Annotated in this window: 20 protein-coding genes and 1 tRNA gene; 2 read left to right on the top strand and 19 right to left on the bottom strand. The window is 70.4% G+C overall.

Annotated elements, in window-relative coordinates:
* Positions 1-96 precede the first annotated feature (96 nt).
* Together uvrB and coaE are read right to left on the bottom strand one after the other, a co-directional pair.
* Positions 97-2,163, bottom strand: a complete 2,067-nt coding sequence (gene uvrB / locus MUN74_RS17590; RefSeq protein ID WP_244853903.1) for an excinuclease ABC subunit UvrB — start codon at positions 2,161-2,163, stop codon at positions 97-99.
* A 9-nt stretch (positions 2,164-2,172) separates the two neighbouring features.
* Complete coding sequence (coaE, locus tag MUN74_RS17585; RefSeq protein WP_244853902.1) at positions 2,173-2,802, bottom strand: dephospho-CoA kinase; 630 nt, start codon at positions 2,800-2,802, stop codon at positions 2,173-2,175.
* A gap of 50 nt (positions 2,803-2,852) precedes the next feature.
* Between coaE and MUN74_RS17580 the strand changes: the two genes are divergently transcribed.
* Complete coding sequence (locus MUN74_RS17580; protein WP_244853901.1) at positions 2,853-3,464, top strand: DUF4126 domain-containing protein; 612 nt, start codon at positions 2,853-2,855, stop codon at positions 3,462-3,464.
* A 124-nt stretch (positions 3,465-3,588) separates the two neighbouring features.
* Here the strand turns inward: MUN74_RS17580 and rpsA are convergent, their stop codons facing one another.
* The 4 genes from rpsA to MUN74_RS17560 form a co-directional block, all read right to left on the bottom strand.
* Positions 3,589-5,040 (bottom strand): 30S ribosomal protein S1, encoded by a 1,452-nt coding sequence (gene rpsA, locus MUN74_RS17575; protein ID WP_244853900.1) that lies wholly within the window; start codon positions 5,038-5,040, stop codon positions 3,589-3,591.
* Between the two features lie 192 nt (positions 5,041-5,232).
* Complete coding sequence (locus tag MUN74_RS17570) at positions 5,233-6,906, bottom strand: DUF885 domain-containing protein (protein ID WP_244853899.1); 1,674 nt, start codon at positions 6,904-6,906, stop codon at positions 5,233-5,235.
* Between the two features lie 102 nt (positions 6,907-7,008).
* Positions 7,009-9,702, bottom strand: coding sequence for a DNA polymerase I (polA, locus tag MUN74_RS17565; protein ID WP_244853898.1), 2,694 nt, complete (start codon positions 9,700-9,702; stop codon positions 7,009-7,011).
* A gap of 141 nt (positions 9,703-9,843) precedes the next feature.
* Positions 9,844-10,452, bottom strand: a complete 609-nt coding sequence (locus tag MUN74_RS17560) for an ANTAR domain-containing response regulator (RefSeq protein WP_231430921.1) — start codon at positions 10,450-10,452, stop codon at positions 9,844-9,846.
* A gap of 36 nt (positions 10,453-10,488) precedes the next feature.
* Here MUN74_RS17560 and MUN74_RS17555 point away from each other — a divergent pair.
* Positions 10,489-10,571: transfer RNA gene (locus MUN74_RS17555), tRNA-Leu, on the top strand.
* Positions 10,572-10,596: 25 nt separating this feature from the next.
* On the opposite strand, the gene MUN74_RS17550 is transcribed toward MUN74_RS17555, so the two are convergent.
* The 13 genes from MUN74_RS17550 to hisF form a co-directional block, all read right to left on the bottom strand.
* Complete coding sequence (locus tag MUN74_RS17550) at positions 10,597-11,016, bottom strand: SRPBCC family protein (protein WP_244853897.1); 420 nt, start codon at positions 11,014-11,016, stop codon at positions 10,597-10,599.
* A 152-nt stretch (positions 11,017-11,168) separates the two neighbouring features.
* On the bottom strand, positions 11,169-12,584 hold the full coding sequence (gene pyk, locus MUN74_RS17545; protein ID WP_244853896.1) for a pyruvate kinase: 1,416 nt from the start codon (positions 12,582-12,584) through the stop codon (positions 11,169-11,171).
* Positions 12,585-12,670: 86 nt separating this feature from the next.
* On the bottom strand, positions 12,671-14,128 hold the full coding sequence (locus MUN74_RS17540) for a glutamate synthase subunit beta (protein ID WP_244853895.1): 1,458 nt from the start codon (positions 14,126-14,128) through the stop codon (positions 12,671-12,673).
* Between the two features lie 53 nt (positions 14,129-14,181).
* Positions 14,182-18,774, bottom strand: a complete 4,593-nt coding sequence (gene gltB / locus MUN74_RS17535) for a glutamate synthase large subunit (RefSeq protein ID WP_370647314.1) — start codon at positions 18,772-18,774, stop codon at positions 14,182-14,184.
* A 100-nt stretch (positions 18,775-18,874) separates the two neighbouring features.
* Positions 18,875-19,864, bottom strand: a complete 990-nt coding sequence (lgt, locus tag MUN74_RS17530; RefSeq protein WP_370647313.1) for a prolipoprotein diacylglyceryl transferase — start codon at positions 19,862-19,864, stop codon at positions 18,875-18,877.
* A gap of 59 nt (positions 19,865-19,923) precedes the next feature.
* Positions 19,924-20,718, bottom strand: a complete 795-nt coding sequence (gene trpA, locus MUN74_RS17525) for a tryptophan synthase subunit alpha (protein WP_244853894.1) — start codon at positions 20,716-20,718, stop codon at positions 19,924-19,926.
* Positions 20,715-21,923 carry a tryptophan synthase subunit beta gene (gene trpB / locus MUN74_RS17520; RefSeq protein WP_244853893.1) on the bottom strand — a complete coding sequence of 403 codons (1,209 nt, stop codon included), beginning with the start codon at positions 21,921-21,923 and terminating at the stop codon, positions 20,715-20,717. Before trpB ends, trpA begins: the two co-directional genes overlap by 4 nt.
* Position 21,924: 1 nt before the next feature.
* Positions 21,925-22,695: an indole-3-glycerol phosphate synthase TrpC gene (trpC, locus tag MUN74_RS17515; protein ID WP_244853892.1), complete on the bottom strand. Its 771-nt coding sequence runs from the start codon at positions 22,693-22,695 to the stop codon at positions 21,925-21,927.
* Positions 22,696-22,926, bottom strand: a complete 231-nt coding sequence (locus MUN74_RS17510; protein ID WP_244853891.1) for a cytochrome c biogenesis protein ResB — start codon at positions 22,924-22,926, stop codon at positions 22,696-22,698.
* 36 nt (positions 22,927-22,962) lie between these two features.
* The gene (locus MUN74_RS17505) at positions 22,963-23,682 is read right to left on the bottom strand and encodes a Trp biosynthesis-associated membrane protein (RefSeq protein WP_244853890.1); all 720 of its coding nucleotides are present in this window, start codon (positions 23,680-23,682) and stop codon (positions 22,963-22,965) included.
* Entirely contained in the window at positions 23,679-25,202 is a 1,524-nt protein-coding gene (locus MUN74_RS17500) for an anthranilate synthase component I (protein ID WP_244853889.1), read from the bottom strand. The genes MUN74_RS17505 and MUN74_RS17500 overlap by 4 nt, the downstream gene beginning before the upstream one ends.
* Positions 25,203-25,242: 40 nt before the next feature.
* Positions 25,243-25,668 carry a phosphoribosyl-AMP cyclohydrolase gene (gene hisI / locus MUN74_RS17495; protein WP_244853888.1) on the bottom strand — a complete coding sequence of 142 codons (426 nt, stop codon included), beginning with the start codon at positions 25,666-25,668 and terminating at the stop codon, positions 25,243-25,245.
* Entirely contained in the window at positions 25,665-26,426 is a 762-nt protein-coding gene (gene hisF / locus MUN74_RS17490) for an imidazole glycerol phosphate synthase subunit HisF (protein ID WP_244853887.1), read from the bottom strand. Before hisF ends, hisI begins: the two co-directional genes overlap by 4 nt.
* Positions 26,427-26,431 lie beyond the last annotated feature (5 nt).

The following is a 26,431-nucleotide window of genomic DNA, read 5'->3' as shown; positions in this document are numbered from 1 at the left end:
CGGAAGCTGCGAGGGCTGCGCTGTGGGCGAACAGATGTTCGAATGAGGGCCGACGCGGTCACTCCGACGGCCCGCAATCCCCCGGCTGCCGACGCCTCAGCCCAGATGGCCGGCCTTCTCCATCTGCCGCAGTTCGCGCTTGAGCTCGGACACCTCGTCGCGAAGGCGCGCGGCCAACTCGAACTTGAGTTCGCCGGCGGCCTCGAGCATCTGGTCGTTGAGGTCGCGGATGAGCTCTTCGAGGTCGTTCGCCCCCTCGGCGGCGATGCCCTCGGTGCGCAGGTTCGGCACGGGCGACTTCTTGCGGCCCTCGCGACCGGCCAGGAGCGCAGCGGTGTCGGCCTCTTCTCGGGCGAGCACGTCGGTGATGTCGGCGATGCGCTTGCGGAGGGGCTGCGGATCGATGCCGTTGACGCGGTTGTATTCGAGCTGCTTGTCTCGGCGGCGCGTCGTCTCGTCGATGGCCTGCTTCATCGAATCGGTGAGGACGTCGGCGTACATGTGCACCTCGCCGGAGACGTTGCGGGCCGCACGCCCGATCGTCTGGATGAGCGAGGTCGACGACCGCAGGAAGCCCTCTTTGTCGGCGTCGAGGATCGAGACGAGCGACACCTCGGGCAGGTCGAGGCCCTCGCGCAGCAGGTTGATGCCGACGAGCACGTCGTAGACGCCCGCACGCAGCTCGGTGAGGAGTTCGACGCGGCGGAGCGTGTCGACGTCGGAGTGCAGATAGCGCACCCGAACGCCGGCCTCGGTGAGGAAGTCGGTGAGCTCCTCGGCCATCTTCTTCGTCAACGTCGTGACGAGCACGCGCTCGTCGCGCTCGGCGCGCTTGCGGATCTCTTCGAGGAGGTCGTCGATCTGCCCCTTCGACGGCTTCACGACGATCTGGGGGTCGACCAGCCCGGTCGGCCGGATGATCTGCTCGACGACGCCGTCGGCGACGCCCATCTCGTAGCGGCCGGGCGTCGCCGAGAGGTACACGGTCTGACCGACGCGGTTCTTGAACTCGTCCCACTTCAGCGGCCGGTTGTCGAGCGCGCTCGGCAGGCGGAAGCCGTGTTCGACGAGCGTGCGCTTGCGCGACGAGTCGCCCTCGTACATCGCGCCGATCTGCGGCACCGTCACGTGCGACTCGTCGATGACGACGAGGAAGTCGTCGGCGAAGTAGTCGAGCAGGCAGTGCGGCGCCTCGCCCGGCGCGCGCCCGTCGATGTGCCGCGAGTAGTTCTCGATGCCCGAGCAGAAGCCGATCTGCTCCATCATCTCGAGGTCGAAGGTCGTGCGCATGCGCAGGCGCTGGGCTTCGAGCAGCTTGCCCTCGCGCTCGAGCTCGGCGAGCCGTTCGTCGAGCTCGTCGCGGATGGTGCCGATGGCGCGCTGCATGACGTCGGTGGACGCCACGTAGTGCGACCCGGGGAACACGGGCACGGCGTCGAGCTTCGCGACGACCTGCCCCGTGAGCGGGTGCAGGCTGTAGAGCGCCTCGATCTCGTCGCCGAACATCTCGATGCGGATGGCGAGCTCTTCGTAGATCGGGATGATCTCGATCGTGTCGCCCCGAACCCGGAAGTTGCCGCGGGAGAAGTCGACGTCGTTGCGCTGGTACTGCATCGACACGAACTTGCGGATGAGCCAGTCGCGGTCGACCCGCTGGCCGACCTGCAACGGCATCATCGCGCCGAGGTACTCTTCGGGCGTGCCGAGGCCGTAGATGCACGAGACCGTCGAGACCACGACGACGTCGCGCCGACTGAGCAGCGAGTTCGTCGTCGAGTGACGCAGCCGCTCGACCTCGGCGTTGATCGAGGAGTCCTTCTCGATGAAGGTGTCGGTCTGCGGCACGTACGCCTCGGGCTGGTAGTAGTCGTAGTACGAGACGAAGTACTCGACGGCGTTGTTCGGCAACAGCTCTCTGAACTCGGTCGCGAGCTGCGCTGCGAGGGTCTTGTTGTGCGCGAGCACGAGCGTCGGCCGCTGCACCTGCTCGATGAGCCACGCGGTCGTCGCCGACTTGCCGGTGCCGGTCGCGCCGAGCAGCACGATGTCGGTCTCGCCGGCGTTCACGCGGCCCGCGAGCTCGGCGATCGCCTGCGGCTGGTCACCGCTGGGACGGTACTCGCTGACGACCTCGAACGGACGGACTGAGCGCGTGGCCTGCATGCTCCAAGTCTAGGAGCGGCCTCCGACATCGCGTCCGGCGCGCTCCGCCGCGACACGCGCCCACAGTGCGTCGGTCTGGCTCATCGTGCTCGCGAGCGAACCGTCGGTGTCGATCACGACGTCGGCGATCGCAAGGCGCCGGGTGTTGTCGACCTGGGCGTCGACGCGCGCCTCGGCCTGCATGAGGTCGAGCCCCCGCTCCTCGACGAGCCGCTTCACCTGGGTGCGACGCGGCGCGTTCGTCACGACGATGAGGTCGAACGGGTGGTCGACGGATGCCTCGACCAGGAGCGGCACGTCGTAGACGACCACCGCGTCGGGGTCGTCGGCCTCGGCCCGCGCGATCAGTCGCGATGAGAGCTCGCGAACTGCCGGGTGGACGATCGCGTTGAGTCGTGCCCTCGCCGCGTCGTCGTTGAAGACGATCTCGCCGAGCCTCACCCGGTCGAGCGATCCGTCGGCGCGCAGCACGCCCTCGCCGAACTCGGCGACCACCGCCGCGAGTCCCGGCGTGCCGGGCTCCACCACCCGGCGGGCGAGGTCGTCGGCGTCGATGTGCACGGCACCGTGCTCGTACAGCCTGCGCGCGACGGTCGACTTTCCGGAGGCGATCCCGCCAGTGAGCCCGATCAGATACACGACACCACTCTAGCCATGCGAGACTCGACACGATCCGACGAGGAGGGCCGATGATCGAACTGCTCACGGGCACCGGGCTCGCGCTCGCGGCCGGGCTCAACGCGTGGATCCCGCTCGTGGTGCTCGGGGCGCTCGACCGGTTCACCGACCTCGTCGAGCTGCCACCCGCCTGGGCCTGGCTCTCGAACGAGTGGGTGCTGCTCGTGCTCGTGGTGCTGCTCGCGATCGAGTTCATCGCCGACAAGGTGCCCGGCCTCGACTCCGTGAACGACCTCGTGCAGACCGTCGTGCGCCCGACGGCCGGCGGCATCGTCTTCGGCACGGGCATCGACGCCACGACCGCCGTCGTGACGGATCCCGAGTCGTTCTTCGCCTCGAACGCGTGGGTGCCGGTGGCGATCGGCGCAGGCCTGGCGCTCCTCGTGCATCTCGTGAAGGCGGGGGCCCGCCCGGTCGTCAACGCGGCGACCTTCGGCTTCGGCGCACCCGCCGTGAGCGCCGCCGAGGACGCCGGGAGCTTCGCGCTCGCGTTCGCGGCCGTCCTCGCGCCCGTGCTCGTCGTCTTCGGCGTCATCGCCCTCGTGGTTGGGCTCGTGCTCGTCGCGCGCCGGCGCCGTGCGCGCAGGACGGCGGCCACGGCGCATCCCGCTTCAGCGCCCTGACGACCGCCCGCTCGGCGTCGCACGGCCGTCGCCGAACCGCACGGGGCATCCCGCGAACGCCGCCCGGAAACGGCCGAAGGCCGGTTCCAGAGGGAACCGGCCTTCAGTCGTGTCGCGGATGCGATCAGTTGTTGCTCGAGAGCTTCTCGCGCAGTGCCGCGAGCGAGGCGTCGTCGGCGAGGGTGCCCGCGCCGGCCGAGTCGCTCGAGTAGGAGGCACCGCCGGCCGAGAACGAGTCGTCGGCAGCCTGGGCGGCGAGCGAAGCAGCAACCTGCTTCTTGTGCGCCTCCCAGCGAGCCTGAGCGGCAGCGTAGTCCTGCTCCCACTTCTCGCGCTGGGCCTCGAAGCCCTCGCGCCACTCGTTGGTCTCGGGGTCGAAGCCCTCGGGGTACTTGTAGTTGCCCTGCTCGTCGTACTCCGTGAGCATGCCGTAGAGCGCCGGGTCGAACTCGGTGCCCTCGGGGTCGACGCCCTCGTTCGCCTGCTTCAGCGAGAGCGAGATGCGGCGACGCTCGAGGTCGATGTCGATGACCTTGACGAAGACCTCTTCGCCGACCGACACGACCTGCTCGGCGAGCTCGACGTGCTTGCCCGACAGCTCCGAGATGTGCACGAGGCCCTCGATGCCGTCGGCCACGCGGACGAACGCACCGAACGGCACGAGCTTCGTGACCTTGCCCGGTGCGACCTGGCCGATCGCGTGGGTGCGGGCGAAGACCTGCCACGGGTCCTCCTGCGTCGCCTTGAGCGACAGGGAGACGCGCTCGCGGTCGAGCTCGACGGAGAGCACCTCGACGGTGACCTCCTGGCCGACCTCGACGACCTCGCTGGCGTGCTCGATGTGCTTCCACGACAGCTCGGAGACGTGCACGAGGCCGTCCACGCCGCCGAGGTCGACGAACGCACCGAAGTTGACGATCGACGAGATGACGCCCTTGCGGATCTGGCCCGGGTGCAGGTTCGCGAGGAACGTCGAACGCGACTCGGACTGCGTCTGCTCGAGGAGCGCACGGCGCGAGAGCACGACGTTGTTGCGGTTCTTGTCGAGCTCGAGGATCTTCGCCTCGATCTCCTGGCCGAGGTACGGCGTGAGGTCGCGCACGCGGCGGAGCTCGATGAGCGACGCCGGGAGGAAGCCGCGGAGGCCGATGTCGACGATCAGGCCGCCCTTGACGACCTCGATGACCGAACCGGTCACGACGCCGTCGGCTTCCTTGATCTTCTCCACGTCGCCCCAGGCGCGCTCGTACTGCGCACGCTTCTTCGACAGGATGAGGCGGCCTTCCTTGTCCTCCTTCTGGAGAACGAGGGCCTCGACGGTGTCGCCGACGCCGACGACCTCGCTGGGGTCGACGTCGTGCTTGATGGAAAGCTCGCGCGAGGGGATGACGCCCTCGGTCTTGTAGCCGACGTCGAGGAGGACCTCGTCGCGGTCGATCTTCACGACGGTGCCCTCGATGAGGTCGCCGTCGTTGAAGAACTTCAGAGTCTTCTCGACCGCGGCGAGGAAATCGTCAGCAGATCCGATGTCGTTGATCGCGACCTGCTTGGGCGCCTTGGTCGTTGCGGTTGTCATGTAGTGAATGCTCCGTAAAGGACAATATCGAGCCCATCGCGCGGTAGAGCGTTGTTGTGTTTCCGCGATGGGCATGCGGACAGGGATGTCACAAGAGTGACGTTCCATCCTAACGGCATCGATCCGGTCCAGGCAACCGGACGGATTCCGGGAGCCGCAACCCCCGGAATCCGCCGCATCCGACGCCCGGGCTCAGCCCAGCAGCGCCGACCTGAGCGTGTCGAGCCCGACCCCGCCGAGGCCGAGCGCGCGCCGGTGGAACTCGCGGATGTCGAACGCATCGCCCTCGCGGCGGGCGACCTCGTCGCGCAATTGCTCCCAGATGCGCTGACCCACCTTGTACGACGGCGCCTGGCCCGGCCAGCCGAGGTAGCGGTGCACCTCGAAGCGCACGAACCCCTCGTTCATGTTGACGTTCTGCCCGAGGAACTCGAACGCGTAGTCGCCCGTCCACACACCCTGACCGTCGGGGCGCTGCTTGCCCAGGTGCACGCCGATGTCGAGCACGACGCGGGCCGCGCGCATGCGCTGCCCGTCGAGCATGCCGAGCCGGTCGGCCGGGTCGTCGAGGTAGCCGAGCCCCTCCATGAGCCGCTCGGCGTACAGCGCCCAGCCCTCGGCGTGGCCCGAGGTACCGGCGAGCTGGCGCCGCCAGGTGTTGAGCTGCCCGCGGTTGACGACGGCCTGGCCGATCTGCAGATGATGTCCGGGCACGCCCTCGTGGTAGACCGTCGTGAGTTCGCGCCAGGTGTCGAACTCGGTGACGCCCTCGGGCACCGACCACCACATGCGGCCGGGGCGCGAGAAGTCGTCGCTCGGGCCCGTGTAGTAGATGCCGCCCTCCTGCGTGGGGGCGATCATGCACTCGAGCGTGCGGATCTCGGCGGGAATCTCGAACTGGGTGCCTGCGAGCTCGGCGACCGCGCGATCGCTCGTCTCCTGCATCCATCGCTGGAGCGCGTCGGTGCCGTGCAGCTTGCGGCTCGGGTCGCCGTCGAGGAACGCGATGGCCTCCGACACGGATGCCCCGGGCTTGATCTCGTTCGCGATCGACTCCTGCTCGGCGACCATGCGCGCCAGTTCCTCGATGCCCCACTCGTAGGTCTCGTCGAGGTCGATCACCGCGCCGAGGAACCGTCGCGACTCGAGGGCGTAGACGTCACGCCCGACCGCGTCGGCGTCGCCCGCGACCGGCGCGAGCTCGGACTCGAGGAACTCGGCGAGCCGTCCGTACGCCTCGCTCGCGGTGCCCGCGCCGGCCTCGAGGTCGCGCCGGAGCGACTCGGGCAGTGCGGTCTCCCCCGCGGTCGCGTTCGCCGCGAGGTTCGTGAAGAAGCCGTCGGCCTTCGCGATGCGCCGAGCCTGGGCGGCGACCTCGCGCACCTGGCGCTCGGCCGGAACGGTGCCGGCGGCGATGCCGGCACGGAGCGTCTCGACATAGCCGTCGAGGGCCGCCGGCACCGCGCTCATGCGCGTCGCGATGCGCGACCAGTCGTCGACGTCGGCGGTGGGCATGAGATCGAAGACGTCGCGGATCTCCTGCGTGGGGCTCGCGATCACGTTGAGGTCGCGCAGGTGGAGGTCCGCGTCGTACCGTTCGAGGTCGAGCTCCAGCTCGGAGCCGAGGTCGGCGACCGTGATCCGGTCGACCTCGTCGGCCGGCGACGCCGAACGCAGCGAGTCGACGGTCGCACGGATCGCCGCGACACGGCGCTCGTGCCCCGCGGGCGAGTAGTCGGCGAGCCGGTCGTCGTGGCTCGTACGGCCGATGTAGGTGCCGACGCTCGGGTCGAGGTCGACGAGGGTGTCGACCCACTCCTCGGCGATGCGGTCGACGTCGGTCGGGGTGCGCTCACTCGATGCCATCCTCCGAACCTAGGACAGCGGCCCCGCCGGTGTCGACATCGAGGATCCCTCGCACGACGCGTTCGAGCGTCGGCCATCGGTCGATCGGCCGACACCCGGGCGTCAGTGCGCCGCGTCCTCCCAGTCGCGGCCGCGCCCGACCTGCACGTCGAGCGGCACCTTGAGCTCGGCCGCGTGCGCCATCTTGTCGCGCACGACCGCCTCGAGCGCCTCGGACTCGCCGGCAGCGACCTCGAAGATGAGCTCGTCGTGCACGGTGAGGAGCATGCGACTCTCGAGCCCCTGCTCGCGGATCCCGCGTTCGACGCCGACCATCGCGATCTTCATGATGTCGGCCGCCGAGCCCTGGATCGGCGAGTTGAGCGCCGCTCGCTCGGCGTTCTCGCGGTGCACCCGGTTCGGGCTGTTGAGGTCGGGGAACGGACGGCGCCGGCCGAAGATCGTCTCGGTGTAGCCGTCGATCTTCGCCTGCTCGACGACGCCGCGCAGGTAGTCGCGCACCGCACCGAACCGCTCGAAGTACTCGCGCATGAGTTGCTGCGCCTCGCCGCGGTCGATGCGCAGCTGCTTCGACAGGCCGAACGCGCTGAGACCGTAGGCGAGGCCGTAGGACATGGCCTTGACCTTCGTGCGCATGAGCGGTGTGACGTCGGCCGGATCGACCGAGAACACCCGCGCGCCGACGAACCGGTGCAGGTCTTCTCCGGCGTTGAACGCCTCGATGAGACCCGGGTCGCCCGACAGGTGGGCCATGATGCGCATCTCGATCTGCGAGTAGTCGGCGGTGAGCAGCTCGACGTACTCGGCACCGTGCCGGAAGGCCTTGCGGATGCGGCGGCCGTCCTCGGTGCGGATCGGGATGTTCTGGAGGTTCGGGTCGTTCGACGACATGCGCCCGGTCGCCGCACCGATCTGGCCGTAGTTCGTGTGGATGCGGCCGTCGGCCGCGATCGACTTGTCGAGCGAGTCGACGATCTGGCGGAGCTTCGTCGCGTCGCGGTGCTCGAGCAGGTAGCCGAGGAACGGGTGGGGGCTCGACTCCTGCAGGTCGGCCAGCGCGTTCGCATCGGTCGTGTAGCCGGTCTTCGTCGCCCGCGTCTTCGGCATGCCCAGCTGGTCGAACAGCACCTCTTGGAGCTGCTTGGGCGACCCGAGGTTCACCTCGCGACCGATCTCGGCGTACGCCGCCTCGGCGAGGCCGGCCGCGCGTTCGCCGAGTTCGGCCGAGAGCGCCGCGAGCTCGTCGTGGTCGACCGTGACGCCGCGCAGCTCCATCGCCGCGAGCACCGGGACAAGCGGCATCTCGACGTCGGCGAGCAGCTGCCGCGAGGGTTCGGGCAGCGCGCGCAGGACCGCCGGTGCCGCCCGAACCGTGAACCAGGCGTGCTCGGGTGCGCCGGCATCGGTGCCCTCTTCGGGCACGAGCTGTGCCGGGTCGGCCTGCGGCACCGTCTCGCCGAGATACCGGTCGACGACGTCGGGCAGGCTCTTCTCGACGAGGTTCGGGCGAACGAGCCAGGCGGCCACGAGCACGTCGAGCACGAGTCCGCCGAACGCGAGGCCCGAACGCGCGAGCGCCTGGAGCTGCGGCTTGGCGTCGCTCATGACCTTCGGGGCGTCGGAGGCGAGCCAGGCCTCGAACGGTGCGGCGTCGGCAGAGCCGGCCCGCCACGGCACGTGGATCGTCTCGGTCGTCGTCGCGACGCCCGCGCCGACGACGACGCCGTCGATGACCTCGAGGGTCAGGCCGAGACCCGCGGGTTCGGCCGCGATCGCGCGCTCGAGCCACGACGCGAGGTCGTCGCCGACGGGGCTCTGCGAGGTCGGCATGGTCGGCGCGGCGATGAGCGGTGCGGGCTCGGCCGCCGTCGCTGCGCCGCCGCCGTTGCCGTTTCCGTTCGCCTCTCCGGCGACGAGCTTGCGCAGGCGCTCGAAGAGCGTACGGAACTCGAGCTGCTCGAACAGCGGACGCACCGCCTCGATGTCGATGGGGCGAGCCGCGAGCTCGTCGATCACGACATCGAGCTCGACGTCGTCGACGAGACGGTTGAGCTTGCGGTTGCGGATCGCGTTCTCTTTCTCGTCGCGCAGGTTCTGGCCGACCACGCCCTTGATCTCGTCGGCGTGGGCGAGGATGCCGTCGAGGTCGCCGTAGAGGCCGAGCCACTTGACCGCGGTCTTCTCGCCGACCTTCGTGATGCCCGTGAGGTTGTCGCTCGTCTCGCCGACGAGCGCCGCGACGTCGGGGTACTGCTCGGGCCGGATGCCGTAGCGTTCGACGACGGCCTCGGGGTCGTACCGCTTCAGCTGCGACACCCCCTGCGCGTTCGGGTAGAGCAGCGTGACGTCGTCGTTGACGAGCTGGATGGTGTCGCGGTCGCCCGACACGAGCAGCACCCGGTAGCCCTCGGTGCGTCCACGTGCGGCGAGCGTCGCGAGGATGTCGTCGGCCTCGAAGTCCTCTTTCTCGAGCACGCGGACGCCCATCGCCTGCAGCGCCTCCTGCAGCAGCGGCACCTGGCCCTTGAACTCGGCCGGAGTCTCGCCGCGGGTGCCCTTGTACTCGGCGTACTCGCGCGTGCGGAACGAGTGCCGCGACACGTCGAACGCGACCGCGAGGTGCGTCGGCTTCTCGTTCTGGAGCAGCAGGAGCAGCATCGAGAGGAAGCCGTGGATGGCGTTCGTGTGCTGGCCGTCGCGCGTCGTGAAGCTGTCGACCGGGAGTGCGTAGAAGGCTCGGAAGGCCAGCGAGTGGCCGTCGACGACGAGGAGGGTGGGCTTGTCTGCGTCCGTCACCGCACCAGCCTACAAGCGGCCGCCGACACCGCCCGACGCGCGGGCCCGGGTGCCGAGACGGCCGGCCGACACGACGAACGGCGGATGCCTCGACGAGTGCGTACTCGTCGCGGCATCCGCCGTTCGGGGGTTCTCGAACCCCTACTTCTTCGGGGCGAGCTGTTCGATGATCGCCTGCGAGACGTCCTTCATCGTGAGGCGGCGGTCCATCGACGCCTTCTGGATCCAGCGGAACGCCTCGGGCTCGGAGAGGCCCATCTTCTCGTTGAGCAGACCCTTCGCCCGATCGACGAGCTTGCGCGTCTCGAAGCGCTCGACGAGGTCGCCGACCTCGGCCTCGAGGGCGATGATCTGGGCGTGGCGGGCGAGGGCGATCTCGATCGCGGGGAGCAGGTCGTTCGGCGTGAACGGCTTGACGACGTACGCCAGGGCGCCCGCCTCGCTCGCGCGCTCGACGAGCTCCTTCTGGCTGAAGGCGGTCAGCAGCACGACGGGGGCGATGTGCCCCTTCGAGAGCCGCTCGGCCGCGGAGATGCCGTCGAGCTGGGGCATCTTGACGTCCATGATGACGAGATCGGGGCGAAGCTCGGTCGCGAGCGCCACGGCGGTCTCGCCGTCGCCCGCCTCGCCGACGACCTCGTAGCCGTTGTCGCGCAGGATCTCGACGATGTCGAGGCGGATGAGCGACTCATCTTCGGCCACGACCACGCGGCGCGGAGCTGCCGGCTGAGTTGATTCGGTGTCAGTCACGCAGGAAAGCCTACGGTATTCTGGGCGAGGCCTCTGGCCGGTGTGGCGGAATGGCAGACGCGGAGCACTCAAAATGCTTTGCCCGAAAGGGCGTGTGGGTTCGACCCCCACCACCGGCACCTTCGCCCGTTCGACGGGCGCCCCTCAGGTCGGGCCGAGGTCGGCGATGTGGGCGTTCCGGCTCTCGATGAGTCGGCGCAGGTACGGTCCGAGCACCACCTCCGCCATCCTGCCGAGCGGACCGAACGGCGCGACGAACTCGATCTCGTCGACCATGAGCGCGCCCTCGCCATCGGCTGCCGGCTCGAACCGATGCACGTGCCGGAACGACCGGAACGGACCGTGCACCTGCTCGTCCGTGAACGACCGGGGCCGGTCGTACGCGACGATCCGACTCGTCATCCGGAACGGCAGGCCGAAATGCCACGCCCGCCACGTCACCTGCTCCCCAGGTCCGATCAGCCCCGTCGTCACCCCGGCGACGGCGCGCTCGCGGGACCGAGCCATCGACGCCTGATGCAGGTCGATGTCGAGCGAGCGGTCGAACGCGACCTCCCGGCTCATGTGAAGCGTCGTCCGGCATTCGAATCTCACGACCACGTTGGGATCATGCCACGACGCGTGCCGCGGCATCCGATTCGCCATGCCCTCGCTCTGGGCACGACCGGCATGCCGAAGGGCCGGCCATCACTGGCCGGCCCTTCGGGACGGAACCGCTAGAGCACCTCGCCGACGACGTGCACGCGCACGTCGTTGGTGGTGCCGGGGATGCCGGGAGGCGAGCCGGAGATGATGACGACCTTCTCGCCGTTGACCGCCTTGCCGGTCTTCGCGAGCGCCTCGTCGACCTGGCCGACCATCTGGTCGGTGTGGGTGACCCGCGAGACGACGAACGACTCGACGCCCCAGTTGAGCGCCATGCGGCGACGGATCGCGGGGTCGGGCGTGAACGCGAGGATCGGGATCTTCGAGCGCAGGCGCGTCATGCGGCGCACCGTCTCGCCCGACTCGGTGAACACGCAGAGGTACTTCGCCTCGACGAAGTCGGCGACCTCGACGGCCGCAGCCGTGATGGCCCCGGACTGCGTGCGCGGCTTCGTGCCGAGCGGCAGGATACGGTCGAGGCCGTGCTGCTCGGTCGACTCGACGATGCGCGCCATGGTCTGCACCGTGATGACGGGGTACTCCCCCACGCTCGTCTCGCCCGAGAGCATGACCGCGTCGGCACCGTCGAGCACCGCGTTCGCGACGTCACTGGTCTCGGCGCGCGTCGGCACCGGGCTGTGGATCATCGACTCGAGCATCTGCGTCGCCACGATGACGGGCTTCGCGAGCCGGCGGGCGATCTCGACCGCGCGCTTCTGCACGATCGGCACGGCCTCGAGCGGCAGCTCCACGCCGAGGTCGCCGCGGGCGACCATGATGGCGTCGAACGCCTCGGTGATCTCCTCGAGGGCGTCGACCGCCTGGGGCTTCTCGACCTTGGCGACGACGGGCACTCGACGGCCGACCTCGTCCATGATCTCGTGCACCCGGGTGATGTCTGCGGCGTTGCGCACGAACGACAGCGCGATGAGGTCGGCGCCGAGCTCGAGGCCCCAGCGCAGGTCGGCCTCGTCCTTCTCGGAGAGCGCCGGCACGTTGACCGCGACGCCGGGCAGGTTGATGCCCTTGTTGTTCGAGACCGGGCCGGCGACGACGACCTTGGTCGTGACGACGGTGCCGTCGGTCTCGAGCACCTCGACCCGGACCTTGCCGTCGTCGATGAGCAGGAAGTCGCCGGGCTTCACGTCGTTCGGCAGGCCCTTGAACGTCGTGCCGACGATCTCCTTCGTGCCGAGGATGTCGTCGGTCGTGATCTTGAAGATGTCGCCCTCGGCGAGCTCGTGCGGACCGTCGGCGAACTTGCCCAGGCGGATCTTCGGCCCCTGGAGGTCGACGAGCACTGCGACCGCGCGACCGGAGTCGGCAGCGGCCTTGCGCACGTTCTGGTAGACGCCCTCGTGGACGTCGTAGCTGCCGTGGCTGAGGTTCATGCGGGCGACGTCGACGCCCGCATCGACGATCGCACGGATCTGCTCGTAGCTCGATGTCGCCGGCCCGAGGGTGGCGACGATCTTCGCTCGTCTCATGTGGTGATACTCCCGGTGTTCTGCGTTGTTCGGCGCCGGAGCGCCGAACCTTGTTCGGACGACGCGCCGAGCGGCGCGCCTGGGGCTCAGACGGCGATGGCCCGTGCCGTCGCCGCGATGGGACTCGGCAGCGAGGTCTCGCCTTCAAGGTACCGGTCGACGGCGGCGGCCGCAGCCCGGCCCTCCGCGATCGCCCAGACGATGAGCGACTGACCGCGGCCGGCGTCGCCGGCCACGAAGACGCCGGGCTCGGCGGTCGCGTAGGCGGCGTCGCGGGCGAGGTTGCCGCGATCCGTGACCGCGAGCTCGAGCTGCTCGTCGAGCTCGGCGGTCTCGGGCCCGGTGAACCCGAGCGCGAGCAGCACGAGGTCGGCCGGGATCTCACGTTCGGTGCCCGCCTTGGGCACCCGACGGCCGTCGAGGTACTCGGTCTCGGCGACGCGGATGGCCCGCACTTCGCCGGCGTCGTTCGCGAGGAACTCGACGGTCGAAGCGAGGAACTCGCGGCGGCCGCCCTCCTCGTGGGCGCTCTGCACCTCGAAGACGGTCGGGTGCATCGGCCAGGGCTGGTGGTCGGGCCGTTCCTGCCCGGGCTGCTTGCCGATCGCGAGGTTGGTCACCGAGAGGGCGCCCTGCCGGTGCGCTGTGCCGATGCAGTCGGCACCCGTGTCGCCGCCGCCGAGGACGACGACGTGCTTGCCCTCCGCCGTGAGCTGGTCGAAGACCTGGTCGCCGGCGACGTGCCGGTTCGACTGGGTGAGGTATTCCATCGCGAAGTGCACGCCGGGCAGGTCGCGGCCGGGAACCGGCAGATCGCGCGGGACCATCGCGCCGGTGGCCACCACGACGGCGTCGTAGCGCTCGCGGAGCGCGTCCCACGTGATGTCCACGCCGATGTTCATTCCGGCGCGGAAGCGCGTGCCCTCGGCCGTCATCTGGGCGAGACGCGCCTCGAGGTGCTTCTTCTCCATCTTGAAGTCGGGGATGCCGTAGCGCAGCAGGCCGCCGATGCGGTCGTCACGCTCGAACACCGCGACCGTGTGGCCCGCGCGCGTGAGCTGCTGCGCGGCGGCGAGCCCGGCGGGGCCCGAGCCGACGACGGCGACCGTCTTGCCCGTCAGGCGTCCGGGCGGCTGCGGCTGCACCCAGCCGTTGCCGAACGCCTGGTCGATGATCGAGACCTCGACCTGCTTGATCGTGACGGCGGGCTGGTTGATGCCGAGGACGCACGCCGACTCGCACGGGGCCGGGCAGAGCCGGCCCGTGAACTCGGGGAAGTTGTTCGTCGCGTGCAGGCGCTCGATCGCCGCGCGGCCCTCACCGCGGTACATCAGGTCGTTCCACTCGGGGATGAGGTTGCCGAGCGGGCAGCCCTGATGGCAGAACGGGATGCCGCAGTCCATGCAACGACCCGCCTGCCGGCGCAACTGCGCCGGGTCGCCCTGTTCGTAGACCTCTTTCCAGTCCATGATGCGCACCGGCACGGGACGCCGCTTGGGCAGCTCGCGCTCGGTGACCTTCAGGAAGCCCTTGGGGTCAGCCATTCGTCGCCTCCACGCAGTTCGTGCGCACAGCCGTCCCCATCGTCTGCAGGGTTTCAGCCATTCGTCACCTCCAGGATTCTCGTCCAGACGACGTCGCCGTCGGGGTCGAGCCCCTCGTCGACCGCGCTCTGGCGGGTGCGGAGCACTGCCGCGTAGTCGCGCGGCAGCACCTTGGTGAAGCGGTCGAACGCGGCGTCGCCCTCGGCGAGGAGCGACGCGGCGACCGCGGAGTCGGTCTCGGCGACGTGCTGCTCGAGCAGGTCGCGCACGATCACCCGGTCGGCACTGCCGAGCGGGAGGAGCTCGAGCTCGCCGGCGGCGAGCGACTCGCGGTTGATCCGACCCTCGCGGAGTCCGAGCACGTAGGCGGTGCCGCCCGACATGCCGGCGCCGAGGTTGCGGCCGGTCTCGCCGAGGATGAGCGCGAGGCCGCCGGTCATGTACTCGAGCGCGTGGTCGCCCACGCCCTCGACGACGGCGGTCGCCCCGGAGTTGCGCACGAGGAACCGCTCGCCCACGATGCCGCGGATGAACATGCTCCCGCTCGTCGCGCCGTAGCCGATCACGTTGCCCGCGATGACGTTGCGCTCGGCCGCGAACCCGCTGTCACGGGCCGGCCGCACGACGATCCGCCCGCCCGAGAGGCCCTTGCCGACGTAGTCGTTCGAGTCGCCCTCGAGTCGCAGCGTGATGCCGCCGGGCAGGAACGCGCCGAGCGACTGCCCGGCCGAGCCCGTCAGCGTCACGTCGATCGAACCGGTCGGCAGCCCCTGCTCGCCGTGGCGGGCGGTCACCTCGTGGCCGAGCATCGTGCCGACCGCGCGCTCGGTGTTCTTGATGGGGAGTTCGATCGACACCGACCCGCCGTCCTCCAGCACGATGCCGGCCCGACGGATGAGCTCGTTGTCGAAGTGCTCGTCGAGCTCGTGGTCCTGCGCGCGGGCGTTGCGGCGGGCGTCCGCCTCCGAGAAGTCGGGGCCGACGAGCACGGGGGTGAGGTCGAGACCCGACGCCTTCCAGTGGTCGACCGCGCGGTCGACGTCGAGGAGCTCCCGCCGTCCGACGATCTCGTCGATCGAGCGGTAGCCGAGGGCGGCGAGGTACTCGCGCACCTCCTGGGCGATGAACTCGAAGAAGTTGACCACGAACTCGGGCTTGCCGCTGAAGCGCTTGCGGAGCTCGGGGTTCTGGGTCGCGACGCCGACGGGGCAGGTGTCGAGGTGGCAGACGCGCATCATGACGCAGCCCTCGACGACGAGCGGGGCCGTCGCGAAGCCGAACTCCTCGGCCCCCAGCAGGGCGCCGATGACGACGTCTCGGCCGGTCTTCAACTGCCCGTCGACCTGCACGACGACGCGGTCGCGCATGCCGTTGAGCATGAGCGTCTGCTGGGTCTCGGCGAGCCCGAGCTCCCACGGGGTGCCCGCGTGCTTGAGCGAGTTCAGCGGGCTCGCGCCGGTGCCGCCGTCGTGTCCGGAGACGAGGATGACGTCGGCGAGGGCCTTCGCGGTGCCCGCGGCGACCGCGCCGATGCCCGACTGGCTGACGAGCTTCACGTGGATGCGCGCCTTCGGGTTCGCCCGCTTGAGGTCGAAGATGAGCTGCTTGAGGTCTTCGATCGAGTAGATGTCGTGGTGCGGCGGCGGTGAGATGAGCCCGACGCCCGCGGTCGCGTGCCGGGTGCGGGCGACCCACGGGTAGACCTTCGTCGGCGGCAGCTGCCCGCCCTCGCCGGGCTTCGCGCCCTGCGCGAGCTTGATCTGGATGTCGTCGGCATGGGTGAGGTACATGCTCGTGACGCCGAAGCGGCCGGATGCGACCTGCTTGATCGCGCTGCGACGCTCGGGGTCGAGCAGCCGGTCGAGGTCTTCGCCGCCCTCACCGGTGTTCGACTTGGCGCCGAGCCGGTTCATCGCGATCGCGAGCGTCTCGTGCGCCTCCTTCGAGATCGAGCCGTAGCTCATCGCGCCGGTGGAGAACCGCTTCACGATCGAGGAGACCGGCTCGACCTCGTCGATCGGCACCGCGGGCCGCGTGCCGGTGCGCAGGGCGAACATGCCGCGCAGCGTGAGCAGTTGCTCGGCCTGCGAGTCGACGAGCGAGGTGTACTCGCGGAAGACGTCGTAGCGACGGTTGCGGGTCGAGTGCTGCAGCCGGAAGACGGTCTCGGGGTTGAAGAGGTGCGGCGAGCCGTCGCGCCGCCACTGGTACTCGCCCCCGGTCGCGAGGCGCTCGTGCGCACGCACGGCCTGGTCCTGCGGATACGCCTGGGCGTGCCGGTCGAGGGTCTCGGTCGCGATGACGTCGATGCCGACCCCGCCGAGCTTCGACGTCGTCCCGGTGAAGTACTCGTCGATGAACGCCTGCGACAGCCCGACCGCCTCGAAGGCCTGGGCGCCCGCGTAGGAGGCGATCGTCGAGACGCCCATCTTCGACATGATCTTCAGGACGCCCTTGCCGAGCGCCTTGATCACGTTGTGCACGGCCTGCTCGGGAGAGACGCCCGTGATGACGCCCGAACGCACGAGGTCCTCGCAGGTCTCCATGGCGAGGTACGGGTTCACGGCCGAGGCGCCGTAGCCGACGAGCAGCGCCACGTGGTGCACCTCGCGCACGTCGCCGGCTTCGACCACGAGGCCGACCTTCATGCGGTTCTCGGCCCGGATGAGGTGGTGGTGCACGGCCGAGAGCATGAGCAGCGACGGGATCGGAGCGAGGTCCTTGTTCGAGTCGCGGTCGGAGAGGACCACGAACTTCGCCCCCTCCTCGATCGCCTCGTCGACCTCGGCGCACATCGCACGCAGGCGGTCGCGCATCGCGTCGGGGCCCTCGTCGAAGCGGTAGAGCCCGCGGATGGTGGCGGTCGTGCGCCGACCCGGCAACGGGTCGATGTGCACGATCTTCGCGAGCTCGTCGTTGTCGATCACGGGGAAGCCGAGGGTGACCTGACGAGCGTGCTCGGGACCGGCGGCGAGCAGGTTGCGCTCGGGGCCGATCTGCGTGCCGAGCGAGGTCACGACCGCCTCGCGGATCGAGTCGAGCGGCGGGTTCGTCACCTGGGCGAACTGCTGCGTGAAGTAGTCGAACAGCAGACGCGGACGCTGCGAGAGGACGGCGATCGGCGTGTCCGAACCCATGGCGCCGAGCGGCTCCTGACCGGTCTTCGCCATCGGCGTGAGGAGGATCTTCACCTCTTCCTCGGTGTACCCGAAGGTGCGCTGGCGACGGTTGACCGAGGCCGGCGGGTGCACGATGTGCTCGCGCTCGGGCAGTTCGGCGAGGCGGATGCGGCCCTCTTCGAGCCACTCGCCCCAGGGCTCGGACTGCTCGAGCTCGGACTTGATCTCGTCGTCCTCGATGAGGCGGCCGCGTTCGGTGTCGACGAGGAACATGCGGCCGGGCTGCAGGCGCCCCTTCCGCACGATGCGCGACTGCTCGAGGTCGAGCACCCCGATCTCGCTCGCGAGCACGACGAGGCCGTCGTCGGTCACGACGTAGCGGCCCGGGCGGAGTCCGTTGCGGTCGAGCGTCGCGCCGACGAGGGTGCCGTCGGTGAAGACGATCGCGGCGGGGCCGTCCCACGGCTCCATGAGCATCGAGTGGTACTCGTAGAACGCCCGGCGCTCGGGGCTGAGCTCGGCCTGGTTCTCCCAGGCCTCGGGCACCATCATCATGATCGCGTGCGGCAGGCTGCGCCCTGCGAGGGTCAGCAGCTCGACCACCTCGTCGAACGAGGCGGAGTCGCTCGCGCCCGGCGTCACGATCGGGAGGATCGGACCGAGGTCGCCGAGCACCTCGGACTCGAGCTGCGACTGGCGGGCGCGCATCCAGTTGCGGTTGCCCTGGATCGTGTTGATCTCGCCGTTGTGCGCGATCATGCGGAAGGGCTGCGCGAGCGGCCACGACGGGAAGGTGTTGGTCGAGTAGCGCGAGTGCACGAGGGCGAGCTTCGACGTGAACCGCTCGTCGGAGAGGTCGGGGTAGAACGGCTCGAGCTGGAGCGTCGTCACCATGCCCTTGTAGACCATGGTGCGGCACGAGAGCGAGGCGAAGTAGAGCTCGAGCTCGCGCTCGGCGCGCTTGCGGAACCGGAACGCGAGCCGATCGAGCGCGATCCCCGCGAGTCGGGCGCCGGTCGACGTCGTCGCGGTCGACTGCACGAAGAGCTGCTGCACCGCGGGCATCGCGGCACGCGCGAGGGTGCCGAGCACGTCGGGCCGTACGGGCACCTCGCGCCAGCCGAGCACCTCGAGGCCCTCGGAGGCCGCGAGCTCGGCGAGCTGCTGCTTCACCCGGCTGCGCGTGGTCGGGTCGACCGGCAGGAAGGCGTTTCCGACGGCGTACTCGCCGGCCTCGGGCAGCGGGAAGCTCGCGACGGCCCGCAGGAACTCGTCGGGGATCTGCGTGATGATGCCCGCACCGTCACCGGTGCCGGCATCCGAGCCGACCGCCCCGCGGTGTTCGAGGTGCCGCAGCGCATCGAGCGCCGCGGTGATGATGTCGTGGCCGGCGGTGCCACGCAGCGTGGCGACCATGGCGAGACCGCAGGCGTCTTTCTCGGCGGCGGGGTCGTACATGCCCTGGGCAGGCGGAACGGTTCCGAACCGCGAGAAGGGTGGGGTGAGCGACACAGGGACCGTCCTCATCACATCAGGGGAATGGAAGCGGGGACGCCATCGGCCCTACACGGGGATGCACGACGCGAGGTGCGGCGTCGCTTCGGAGAACGGGGTTCGGGCGGCCTGTCTACGAGGTGGTACGGCTCGGGCTTGTGGCCGCCGTCTCGCCCTGGGGCTCGTTCTCGCCCTCGACGCCGTCGTCGAGAGAGTCTGAGTCGGACTCGATTTCGTCTGAGTCTACCTCAGCGTCGGGGCCCTTCCATTCACGTCCGGGAACGTACGGGCTGGGCTCGTCGCCGGTGTGGCGACGACGCTGGACGAGGTAGAGGACGATGCCGAGCACGATCGCCGCGAACGACGTCCAGACGTTGACGCGGATGCCGAGGAACATCTCGCTCGGGTCGACGCGGATCGACTCGAAGAACGAGCGACCGAGGCCGTACCAGATGAGGTAGATCGCGAAGGCCTTGCCCCAACGCAGGTTGATGCGACGCTCGAGGAGCACGATCACCGCAGCGCCGAGCAGGTTCCAGACCAGCTCGTAGAGGAACGTCGGATGGAAGAGCGTGCCCTCGGCGAGCCCCTGCGGCCAGGCGGGATTGTCGAACTCGATCTCGAGCCCCCAGGGCAGGTCGGTCGGGGCGCCGAAGAGCTCGTGGTTGAACCAGTTGCCGAGGCGGCCGACCGCCTGGGCGACCAGGAGTGCGGGCGCGAGGGCGTCGGCGAAGGACCAGAACCGCAGGCCGGTGAACCGGCAGCCGATGATGACGCCGATCGCGCCGCCGATCAGCGCGCCGTAGATGGCGTTGCCGCCCTCCCAGATGGCGAAGACCTTCCACCACTCCTGACCCGCGAAGTAGTCGGCGGGATGCGTCAGCACGTGGTACAGGCGGGCGCCGATGATGCCGAGCGGCACGGCCCAGAGCGCGATGTCGAGGACCACGCCGGGCTCCGCGCCCCGCTTCGTGAGCCGGCGCGAGGTGATGATCACCGCGAGGATGATGCCGGCGAGGATGCAGAGGGCGTACGTCTGGATAGGGATGATGCCCCAGGGCACCGGGATCTCGATGGTGCGCCAGCCGTAATCGGGGCTCGGAATGCTGATCGGAGCGATCACTCGGGCTCTTGCCTTTCCTCGGAAGCGACGTCGGCCGCGTGGGCCTCAGCCAGCGTACTTCACTCGCGGCGCGTGCCGCGTGCGAGCTCGGCGGCGAGGGCGCCGGCGCCGCGGACACCGCCGTCGGCGAGTGCCTTCACGAGGGCCGAGCCCACGATCGCGCCTTCTGCGTAGTCGAGCACCTCGGCGACCTGGGCCGCCGTGGAGATGCCCACGCCGACGCAGCTCGCGGGCGCTCCCGCCGCGTGCAGCCGGTCGACGACGCCGCGGGCGGCCCGGTCGACGTCGGCGCGCGCACCGGTGATGCCCATCGTCGACACGGCGTAGACGAAGCCGCGGCTGGCCTCGACGACCCGGGCGATGCGCGCGTCGGTCGAGGTCGGCGCGGCGAGGAACACCCGGTCGAGCCCGGTGCGCTCGGATGCCGCGATCCAGTCGGCCCCCTCGTCGGGGATGAGGTCGGGCGTGATGAGCCCGGCTCCCCCGGCCGCCGCGAGGTCGTCGGCGAAGCGCTCGACGCCGTACTGCACCACGGGGTTCCAGTAGGTCATGACGAGCACGGGAGCGTCGACCCGCTCGGTGATGCGACGGACGGCCTCGAAGCCGTCCGCGAGGCGGAATCCGTTCTGGAGCGCCTGCTGGGTCGCCGCCTGGATGACCGGGCCGTCCATCACGGGGTCGGAGTAGGGCAGCCCGAGCTCGAGCGCGTCGACGCCGTTCTCGACGAGGGCCACGGCCGCCTCGACGCTCTCGTCGAGCGTCGGGAACCCGACGGGCAGGTAGCCGATCAGGGCGCCGGATGCCTCGGCGTTGCGTCGCGCGATGACCGAGCCGACCGTCTTCAGGGCGCTCATTCGGCGTTCTCCTCGTCGTACAGCTCGAAGTACCGGGCCGCGGTGTCCATGTCCTTGTCGCCGCGCCCCGAGAGGTTGACGAGGATGGTCGCGTCGCCGCCGAGCTCCCGCCCGAGCTCGAGCGCGCCCGCGAGGGCGTGCGACGACTCGATCGCGGGGATGATGCCCTCGGTGCGGGTGAGCAGGCGCAGCGCCTGCATCGCGGCATCGTCGGTCACTGGTCGGTACTGCGCCCGGCCGATCGCGGCGAGCCACGAGTGCTCGGGGCCGACGCCCGGGTAGTCGAGCCCGGCCGAGATCGAGTGCGACTCGATCGTCTGGCCGTCGTCGTCCTGCAGCATGTAGCTGCGCGCGCCGTGCAGCACGCCGGGACGCCCCTTCGTGATCGTCGCGGCGTGGCGCGGCGTGTCCACGCCCTCGCCCCCGGCCTCGAAGCCGTAGAGGCCGACGCCCTCGTCGTCGAGGAACGCGTGGAAGATGCCGATCGCGTTCGACCCGCCGCCGACGCAGGCCGCGACGGCCGTCGGCAGCGAGCCGGTGAGGTCGAGCACCTGCTGGCGCGCCTCCTCGCCGATGATCTTCTGGAAGTCGCGCACCATCTCGGGGAAGGGATGCGGCCCCGCCACGGTGCCGAAGATGTAGTTGGTGGACTCGACGTTCGTGACCCAGTCGCGCATGGCCTCGTTGATCGCGTCCTTCAGGGTGCGCGAGCCCGCCTTCACGGCGACGACCTCGGCCCCGAGCAGGCGCATTCGGGCGACGTTGAGGGCCTGCCGCTCGGTGTCGACCTCGCCCATGTAGATCGTGCAGTCGAGCCCGAAGAGCGCCGCCGCGGTCGCCGTCGCGACGCCGTGCTGGCCGGCGCCGGTCTCGGCGATCACGCGCTGCTTGCCGATGCGCTTGGTGAGCAGCGCCTGGCCGAGCACGTTGTTGATCTTGTGCGAACCCGTGTGGTTCAGGTCTTCGCGCTTCAGGATGACGCGTGCGCCTCCGGCGTGCTGTGCGAAGCGCGGCACCTCGGTGATGATCGAGGGGCGCCCGGTGTAGCTGCGCCCGAGTTCGGCGAGCTCGGCGCCGAACGCCGGATCGAGCTTCGCGAGGTCGTAGGCCTCGCCGAGCTCGTCGAGGGCGGCGACGAGGGATTCGGGCACGAAGCGCCCGCCGAAGTCGCCGAAGTACGGACCGGTCTGCGCACGAAGCGCCATGTCACACCGCCAGGAAAGCTGAGAGGTTGGCAATCGGGTCGCCCGTGACGAGCGCCTCGCCGACGAGCACGACGTCGGCGCCCGACGAGCGGTAGTGCGCGACATCGGCGGGCGTGAGCACCGCCGATTCGGCGACGCGGATCGCGTCGTCGGGGAAGCGTTCGGCGAGCCGGCCGAACAGGTCGCGATCGAGTTCGAACGTCGTCAGGTCGCGCGCGTTCACCCCGATGAGCCGCGCACCGAGCGCAGCCGCACGGTCGAGCTCGTCGGCAGAGTGCGTCTCGACGAGCGGCGTCATGGCGAGCGAGACGATGAGGTCGAAGAGCTCGCGGAGCGTCGCATCGTCGAGTGCGGCCACGATGAGCAGCACGAGGTCGGCGCCCGCTGCACGGGCCTCGAACACCTGGTACGGCGTCGCGATGAAGTCCTTGCGCAGCACGGGCAGTGCGACCGCCGCACGGACGGCCTCGAGGTCGGCGAGCGATCCGCCGAACCTCCGGCCCTCGGTGAGCACGCTGATCGCGCTCGCGCCGCCGAGCTCGTAGCTGCGCGCGAGCGCTGCCGGGTCGGCGATCGCCGCGAGTGAGCCACGAGACGGGCTCGAGCGCTTGATCTCTGCGATCACCTTGACGTGCGACGCCGGGCGGAGCGCCTCGAGGGCGTCGATCGCCGCGGGGCGGGCGAGGGCTGCGGCCTCGACCTCGTCGATCGGGTGGTCCTCACGGCGCGCGAGCGCGTCGGCGACCGCGTTCGCCGTCAGCTCGGCGAGCACCTAGTGCGCCTTCTCGGCGACCTTCGCGCCGCCGACGCCGTAGCCGGCACGGGCGAGCACCCAGCCGACGATGAGGCCGACGACGAGCAGCCCTGCCGACGCCCAGACGAGCCACTGCACGTCGAGGAAGAACGCGACCGTGCCGATCGTGAACGCGATGAGCATGATGGTGACGGAGGTCCACGCCGCGGGCGAGTGTCCGTGGCCGGGATCTGCGGTCTCGATGCTCATTGATGCTCCTTCGTGCGGGGGTTTCCGCCCGCCAGTCTAGCGGGTCGGTTCGGGGCCGGTCGTGTCATCGGCGGGGTCGACGGTCGTGTCGGCGGTGTCGTCGGCCGGGTCGGTGGAGGCCTCGGCGTCGTCGACGGCATCGTCGGTGGGGTCGTCGCCGCGGCTGAGCTCATCCCAGTCGTCGACCGCACGCTCCGCAGCACCCCGCTGGGCCGGCTGCGAGCCGTCGGCGGGCTCGAGGCCGCTGCGGTAGCGCCGCGACGAACCCGCCCAGCGGGTGCCGGTGGCGAGCACGAGCACGCCCGCCGCCACGACGAGCACGCCGCCCGCGACGGCGACGGTCGGCCAGGCGGTCGCGACGGCAGCACCGACGAGCTCCGCCGTCGGGCGGTCGCCGGCGACGCCCGTCGCCTCGGTGACCGACGCCGAGACGGCGGCCACGGGGTCGGCGAGTGCGAGGGCGGAGGCGAGCACGAGGCATCCACCCAGCACGACCTCGAGCACGCCGAGCACGATGCTGATCGCCGGGCCGGCCAGGGCGAGTGCCGCCGCGAGGGCGAGTCCGGCCAGGCCGAGCGCCGCGAGCGCCGGCGAGGCTACGCTGCCCGGCACGGCGATGACCTCGGCGTCGACGTGGGCGCCGGCACCGCTCGCGAGCACGAGTCCGAACCAGGTCTGGCTCCACGCGAGCAACGCGATCGCCGATCCGGCGATCGACGTGACGATCGCGATGAGCTTCATGCGGGAGCGCTTCACGCCTCGACCCTCCGCATCGCGTTCGCGACCGCGACGGCCCGGAGCGGCGCCGCCGCCTTGTTGCGGGACTCCTCGAACTCGCTCAGCGGGTCGGAGTCGGCCACGAGACCGGCACCGGCCTGCACCCGGGCGACGCCGCCCGCGATCGTCGCGGTGCGGATGGCGATGGCGAGATCGGCGTCGCCGCCGAACCCGAAGTAGCCCACCACTCCCCCGTAGAGGCCGCGCTGGGCGGGCTCGAGCTCGTCGATGATCTCGAGCGCCCGTGGCTTCGGCGCACCCGACAGTGTGCCCGCCGGGAAGGTGGCGCGGAACACCTCGATCGCGTTGACGTCGGGCCCGAGGTCGCCCTCGACCGAGGAGACGAGGTGCATGATGTGACTGAAGCGCTCGACCCGCATGAACTCCGTCACCTCGACCGAGCCCGCCGTGCAGACCTTCGCGAGGTCGTTGCGCGCGAGGTCGACGAGCATGAGGTGCTCGGCCTGCTCCTTGGGGTCGGCGACGAGGGCGGACTCGAGGTCGGCGTCCTCCTCGGGCGTCGATCCGCGCGGCTTCGAACCGGCGATCGGATGGGTGAAGACCCGGCCGTGCTGCACCTTCACGAGCGCCTCGGGCGACGATCCGACGATCCAGTACGGCTCGCCCGAGCCGTCTTCGAGGTGGAGGAAGTACATGTACGGGCTCGGGTTGAGACTGCGGAGCACCCGGTAGACGTCGAGCGCCGGTGCGGTCGCCTCGTGCTCGAACCGCTGCGAGATGACGACCTGGAAGACGTCGCCGTCGCGGATGAAGTCCTTCGACCGATCGACGGCCGCGAGGAAGTCCGCTTCGTCGGTGCGATGCACTGGCGACGCCGACCGGCCGAGGTCGATGTCGGCCAGCCACGCCTCGGCCGGCGCGGCGAGACCCCGCTGCATCCCGTCGAGCCGCGCCTGCGCGTCGGCCCAGAGCTCCTCGGCCGGCGCACCGGTGTCGTTCAGCGCGGAGGCGATGAGCTGCACCGTGCCCGTGCGATGGTCGATCACGACGAGCTCGGCGACGAAGGCGAACGCCTGCCCGGGGATGGACGACTCGGCTGGCGGCCGGTTCGGGAGGTGCTCGATCTGGCGCACCGCCTCCCAGCCGATGAAGCCGACGAGTCCACCGGTCAGCGGCGGCGCGCCCGGCACGTCCTCGGTGCGCCAGCGCTCGAACAGCGCCTCGAGGGCGGCGAGGGGCGGCAGCTCGGCGGCGGCGCCGAGCGCCCGCTCGGCGGAGAGCCCGTGGTCGTGCCACTCGACCCGGTCGGCGTGCTCGGTGAGCACGCCATACGACGAGACGCCGACGAACGAGTACCGCGACCAGATGCCGCCCTGTTCGGCCGACTCGAGGAGGAAGGTGCCAGGCCGTCCCTCGCCGAGCTTGCGGTAGATGCCCACGGGCGTCTCGCCGTCGGCGAAGAGCTCGCGGACGACGGGTACGACGCGGCGCCCCGCGAGCAGGCCGGCGAACTCGTCGAAGGTCGTCGTCGCGGTCATCGTGTCTCCTCGTCGTTCGCGTGGATCGGGTGCGGGCGGGTCAGGCGTCGGGCCGGCCAGGCGCCGGGTCGGGTTCGCCGGGGACGCGCCCCTGCACGACCTCGATCGGGTCGCCGTCGAAGCACGTGCGGGTGCCCGTGTGGCAGGCCGCGCCGACCTGCTCCACCCGGACGAGCAGCGTGTCGGCGTCGCAGTCGAGCGCGGCGGAGCGGACGTACTGGGCGTGCCCGGACGTATCGCCCTTGCGCCAGTACTCCTGCCGCGAGCGAGACCAGAAGGTCACGCGCCCCTCGGTGAGGGTGCGGCGCAGCGCTTCGCGGTCCATCCAGCCGAGCATGAGCATCTCGCCGGTGTCCCATTGCTGGATCACGGCCGGCAGGAGCCCCTGTTCGTTGAAGACGGCGCGTTCGAGCGCCTGGTCGGACGTCGAGGGCGTCGAGGGCGTCGTCTCGGGTGCTCGGGTCATCGGACGGTCCTCCCGTCGGCGGCGAGTGCCTGCTTGACCTCGCCGATCGTGAGCTCGCCGTTGTGGAACACGGATGCCGCGAGCACGGCGTCGGCACCGGCGGCGATCGCGGGCGCGAAGTCCTCGACTCGGCCCGCCCCGCCCGAGGCGATGACCGGCACGGTCGAGAGCTCGTGCATGAGCGCGGTGAGCTCGAGGTCGAAGCCCTGCTTCGTGCCGTCGGCGTCGATGGAGTTGACGAGCAGTTCCCCGGCGCCGAGGTCGATCGCCTGTCGTGCCCACTCGAGGGCGTCGAGGTCGGTCTCGGTCCGCCCGCCGTGAGTCGTCACGACGAAGCCCGACTCGGTGCGGTCCGAACGCTTCACGTCGAGCGACAGCACGCACACCTGGGCGCCGAACCGGTCGGCGATCTCGGCGACGAGCGCGGGACGCGCGATCGCGGCGCTGTTGACGCCGATCTTGTCGGCGCCGTGGCCGAGCAACCGCGCGACGTCGTCGGTCGACCGCACGCCGCCGCCCACCGTGAGCGGGATGAACACCTGCTCGGCGACCTGCTGCACCATGTCGTACGTCGTCGACCGGTCGTCGACGGTCGCCGTGACGTCGAGGAACGTGAGTTCGTCGGCGCCCTGCGCGGCGTAGCGCGCCGCGAGCTCGACGGGATCTCCGGCGTCGCGCAGGTTGAGGAAGTTGACGCCCTTGACGACGCGGCCCGCGGCCACGTCGAGGCACGGGATGACGCGGACGGCGAGGCTCATGCGCG

Origin of the sequence: Agromyces sp. H17E-10, assembly GCF_022919715.1 — a bacterium.
Taxonomy (GTDB): Bacteria; Actinomycetota; Actinomycetes; order Actinomycetales; family Microbacteriaceae; genus Agromyces.
This window is presented reverse-complemented; position numbering and strand designations above follow the sequence as displayed.

Bases quoted from the DNA above. Each gene is read 5' to 3' on its own strand.
- gltB (WP_370647314.1), bottom strand. From the start codon at position 18,774: ATGAGGACGGTCCCTGTGTCGCTCACCCCACCCTTCTCGCGGTTCGGA.
- MUN74_RS17500 (WP_244853889.1), bottom strand. From the start codon at position 25,202: ATGACCGCGACGACGACCTTCGACGAGTTCGCCGGCCTGCTCGCGGGG.
- trpB (WP_244853893.1), bottom strand. From the start codon at position 21,923: ATGGCGCTTCGTGCGCAGACCGGTCCGTACTTCGGCGACTTCGGCGGG.
- MUN74_RS17580 (WP_244853901.1), top strand. From the start codon at position 2,853: ATGATCGAACTGCTCACGGGCACCGGGCTCGCGCTCGCGGCCGGGCTC.
- MUN74_RS17540 (WP_244853895.1), bottom strand. From the start codon at position 14,128: ATGGCTGACCCCAAGGGCTTCCTGAAGGTCACCGAGCGCGAGCTGCCC.
- pyk (WP_244853896.1), bottom strand. From the start codon at position 12,584: ATGAGACGAGCGAAGATCGTCGCCACCCTCGGGCCGGCGACATCGAGC.
- hisF (WP_244853887.1), bottom strand. From the start codon at position 26,426: ATGAGCCTCGCCGTCCGCGTCATCCCGTGCCTCGACGTGGCCGCGGGC.
- trpA (WP_244853894.1), bottom strand. From the start codon at position 20,718: ATGAGCGCCCTGAAGACGGTCGGCTCGGTCATCGCGCGACGCAACGCC.
- uvrB (WP_244853903.1), bottom strand. From the start codon at position 2,163: ATGCAGGCCACGCGCTCAGTCCGTCCGTTCGAGGTCGTCAGCGAGTAC.
- MUN74_RS17550 (WP_244853897.1), bottom strand. From the start codon at position 11,016: ATGAGCCGGGAGGTCGCGTTCGACCGCTCGCTCGACATCGACCTGCAT.
- hisI (WP_244853888.1), bottom strand. From the start codon at position 25,668: ATGACCCGAGCACCCGAGACGACGCCCTCGACGCCCTCGACGTCCGAC.
- MUN74_RS17570 (WP_244853899.1), bottom strand. From the start codon at position 6,906: ATGGCATCGAGTGAGCGCACCCCGACCGACGTCGACCGCATCGCCGAG.
- rpsA (WP_244853900.1), bottom strand. From the start codon at position 5,040: ATGACAACCGCAACGACCAAGGCGCCCAAGCAGGTCGCGATCAACGAC.
- MUN74_RS17510 (WP_244853891.1), bottom strand. From the start codon at position 22,926: ATGAGCATCGAGACCGCAGATCCCGGCCACGGACACTCGCCCGCGGCG.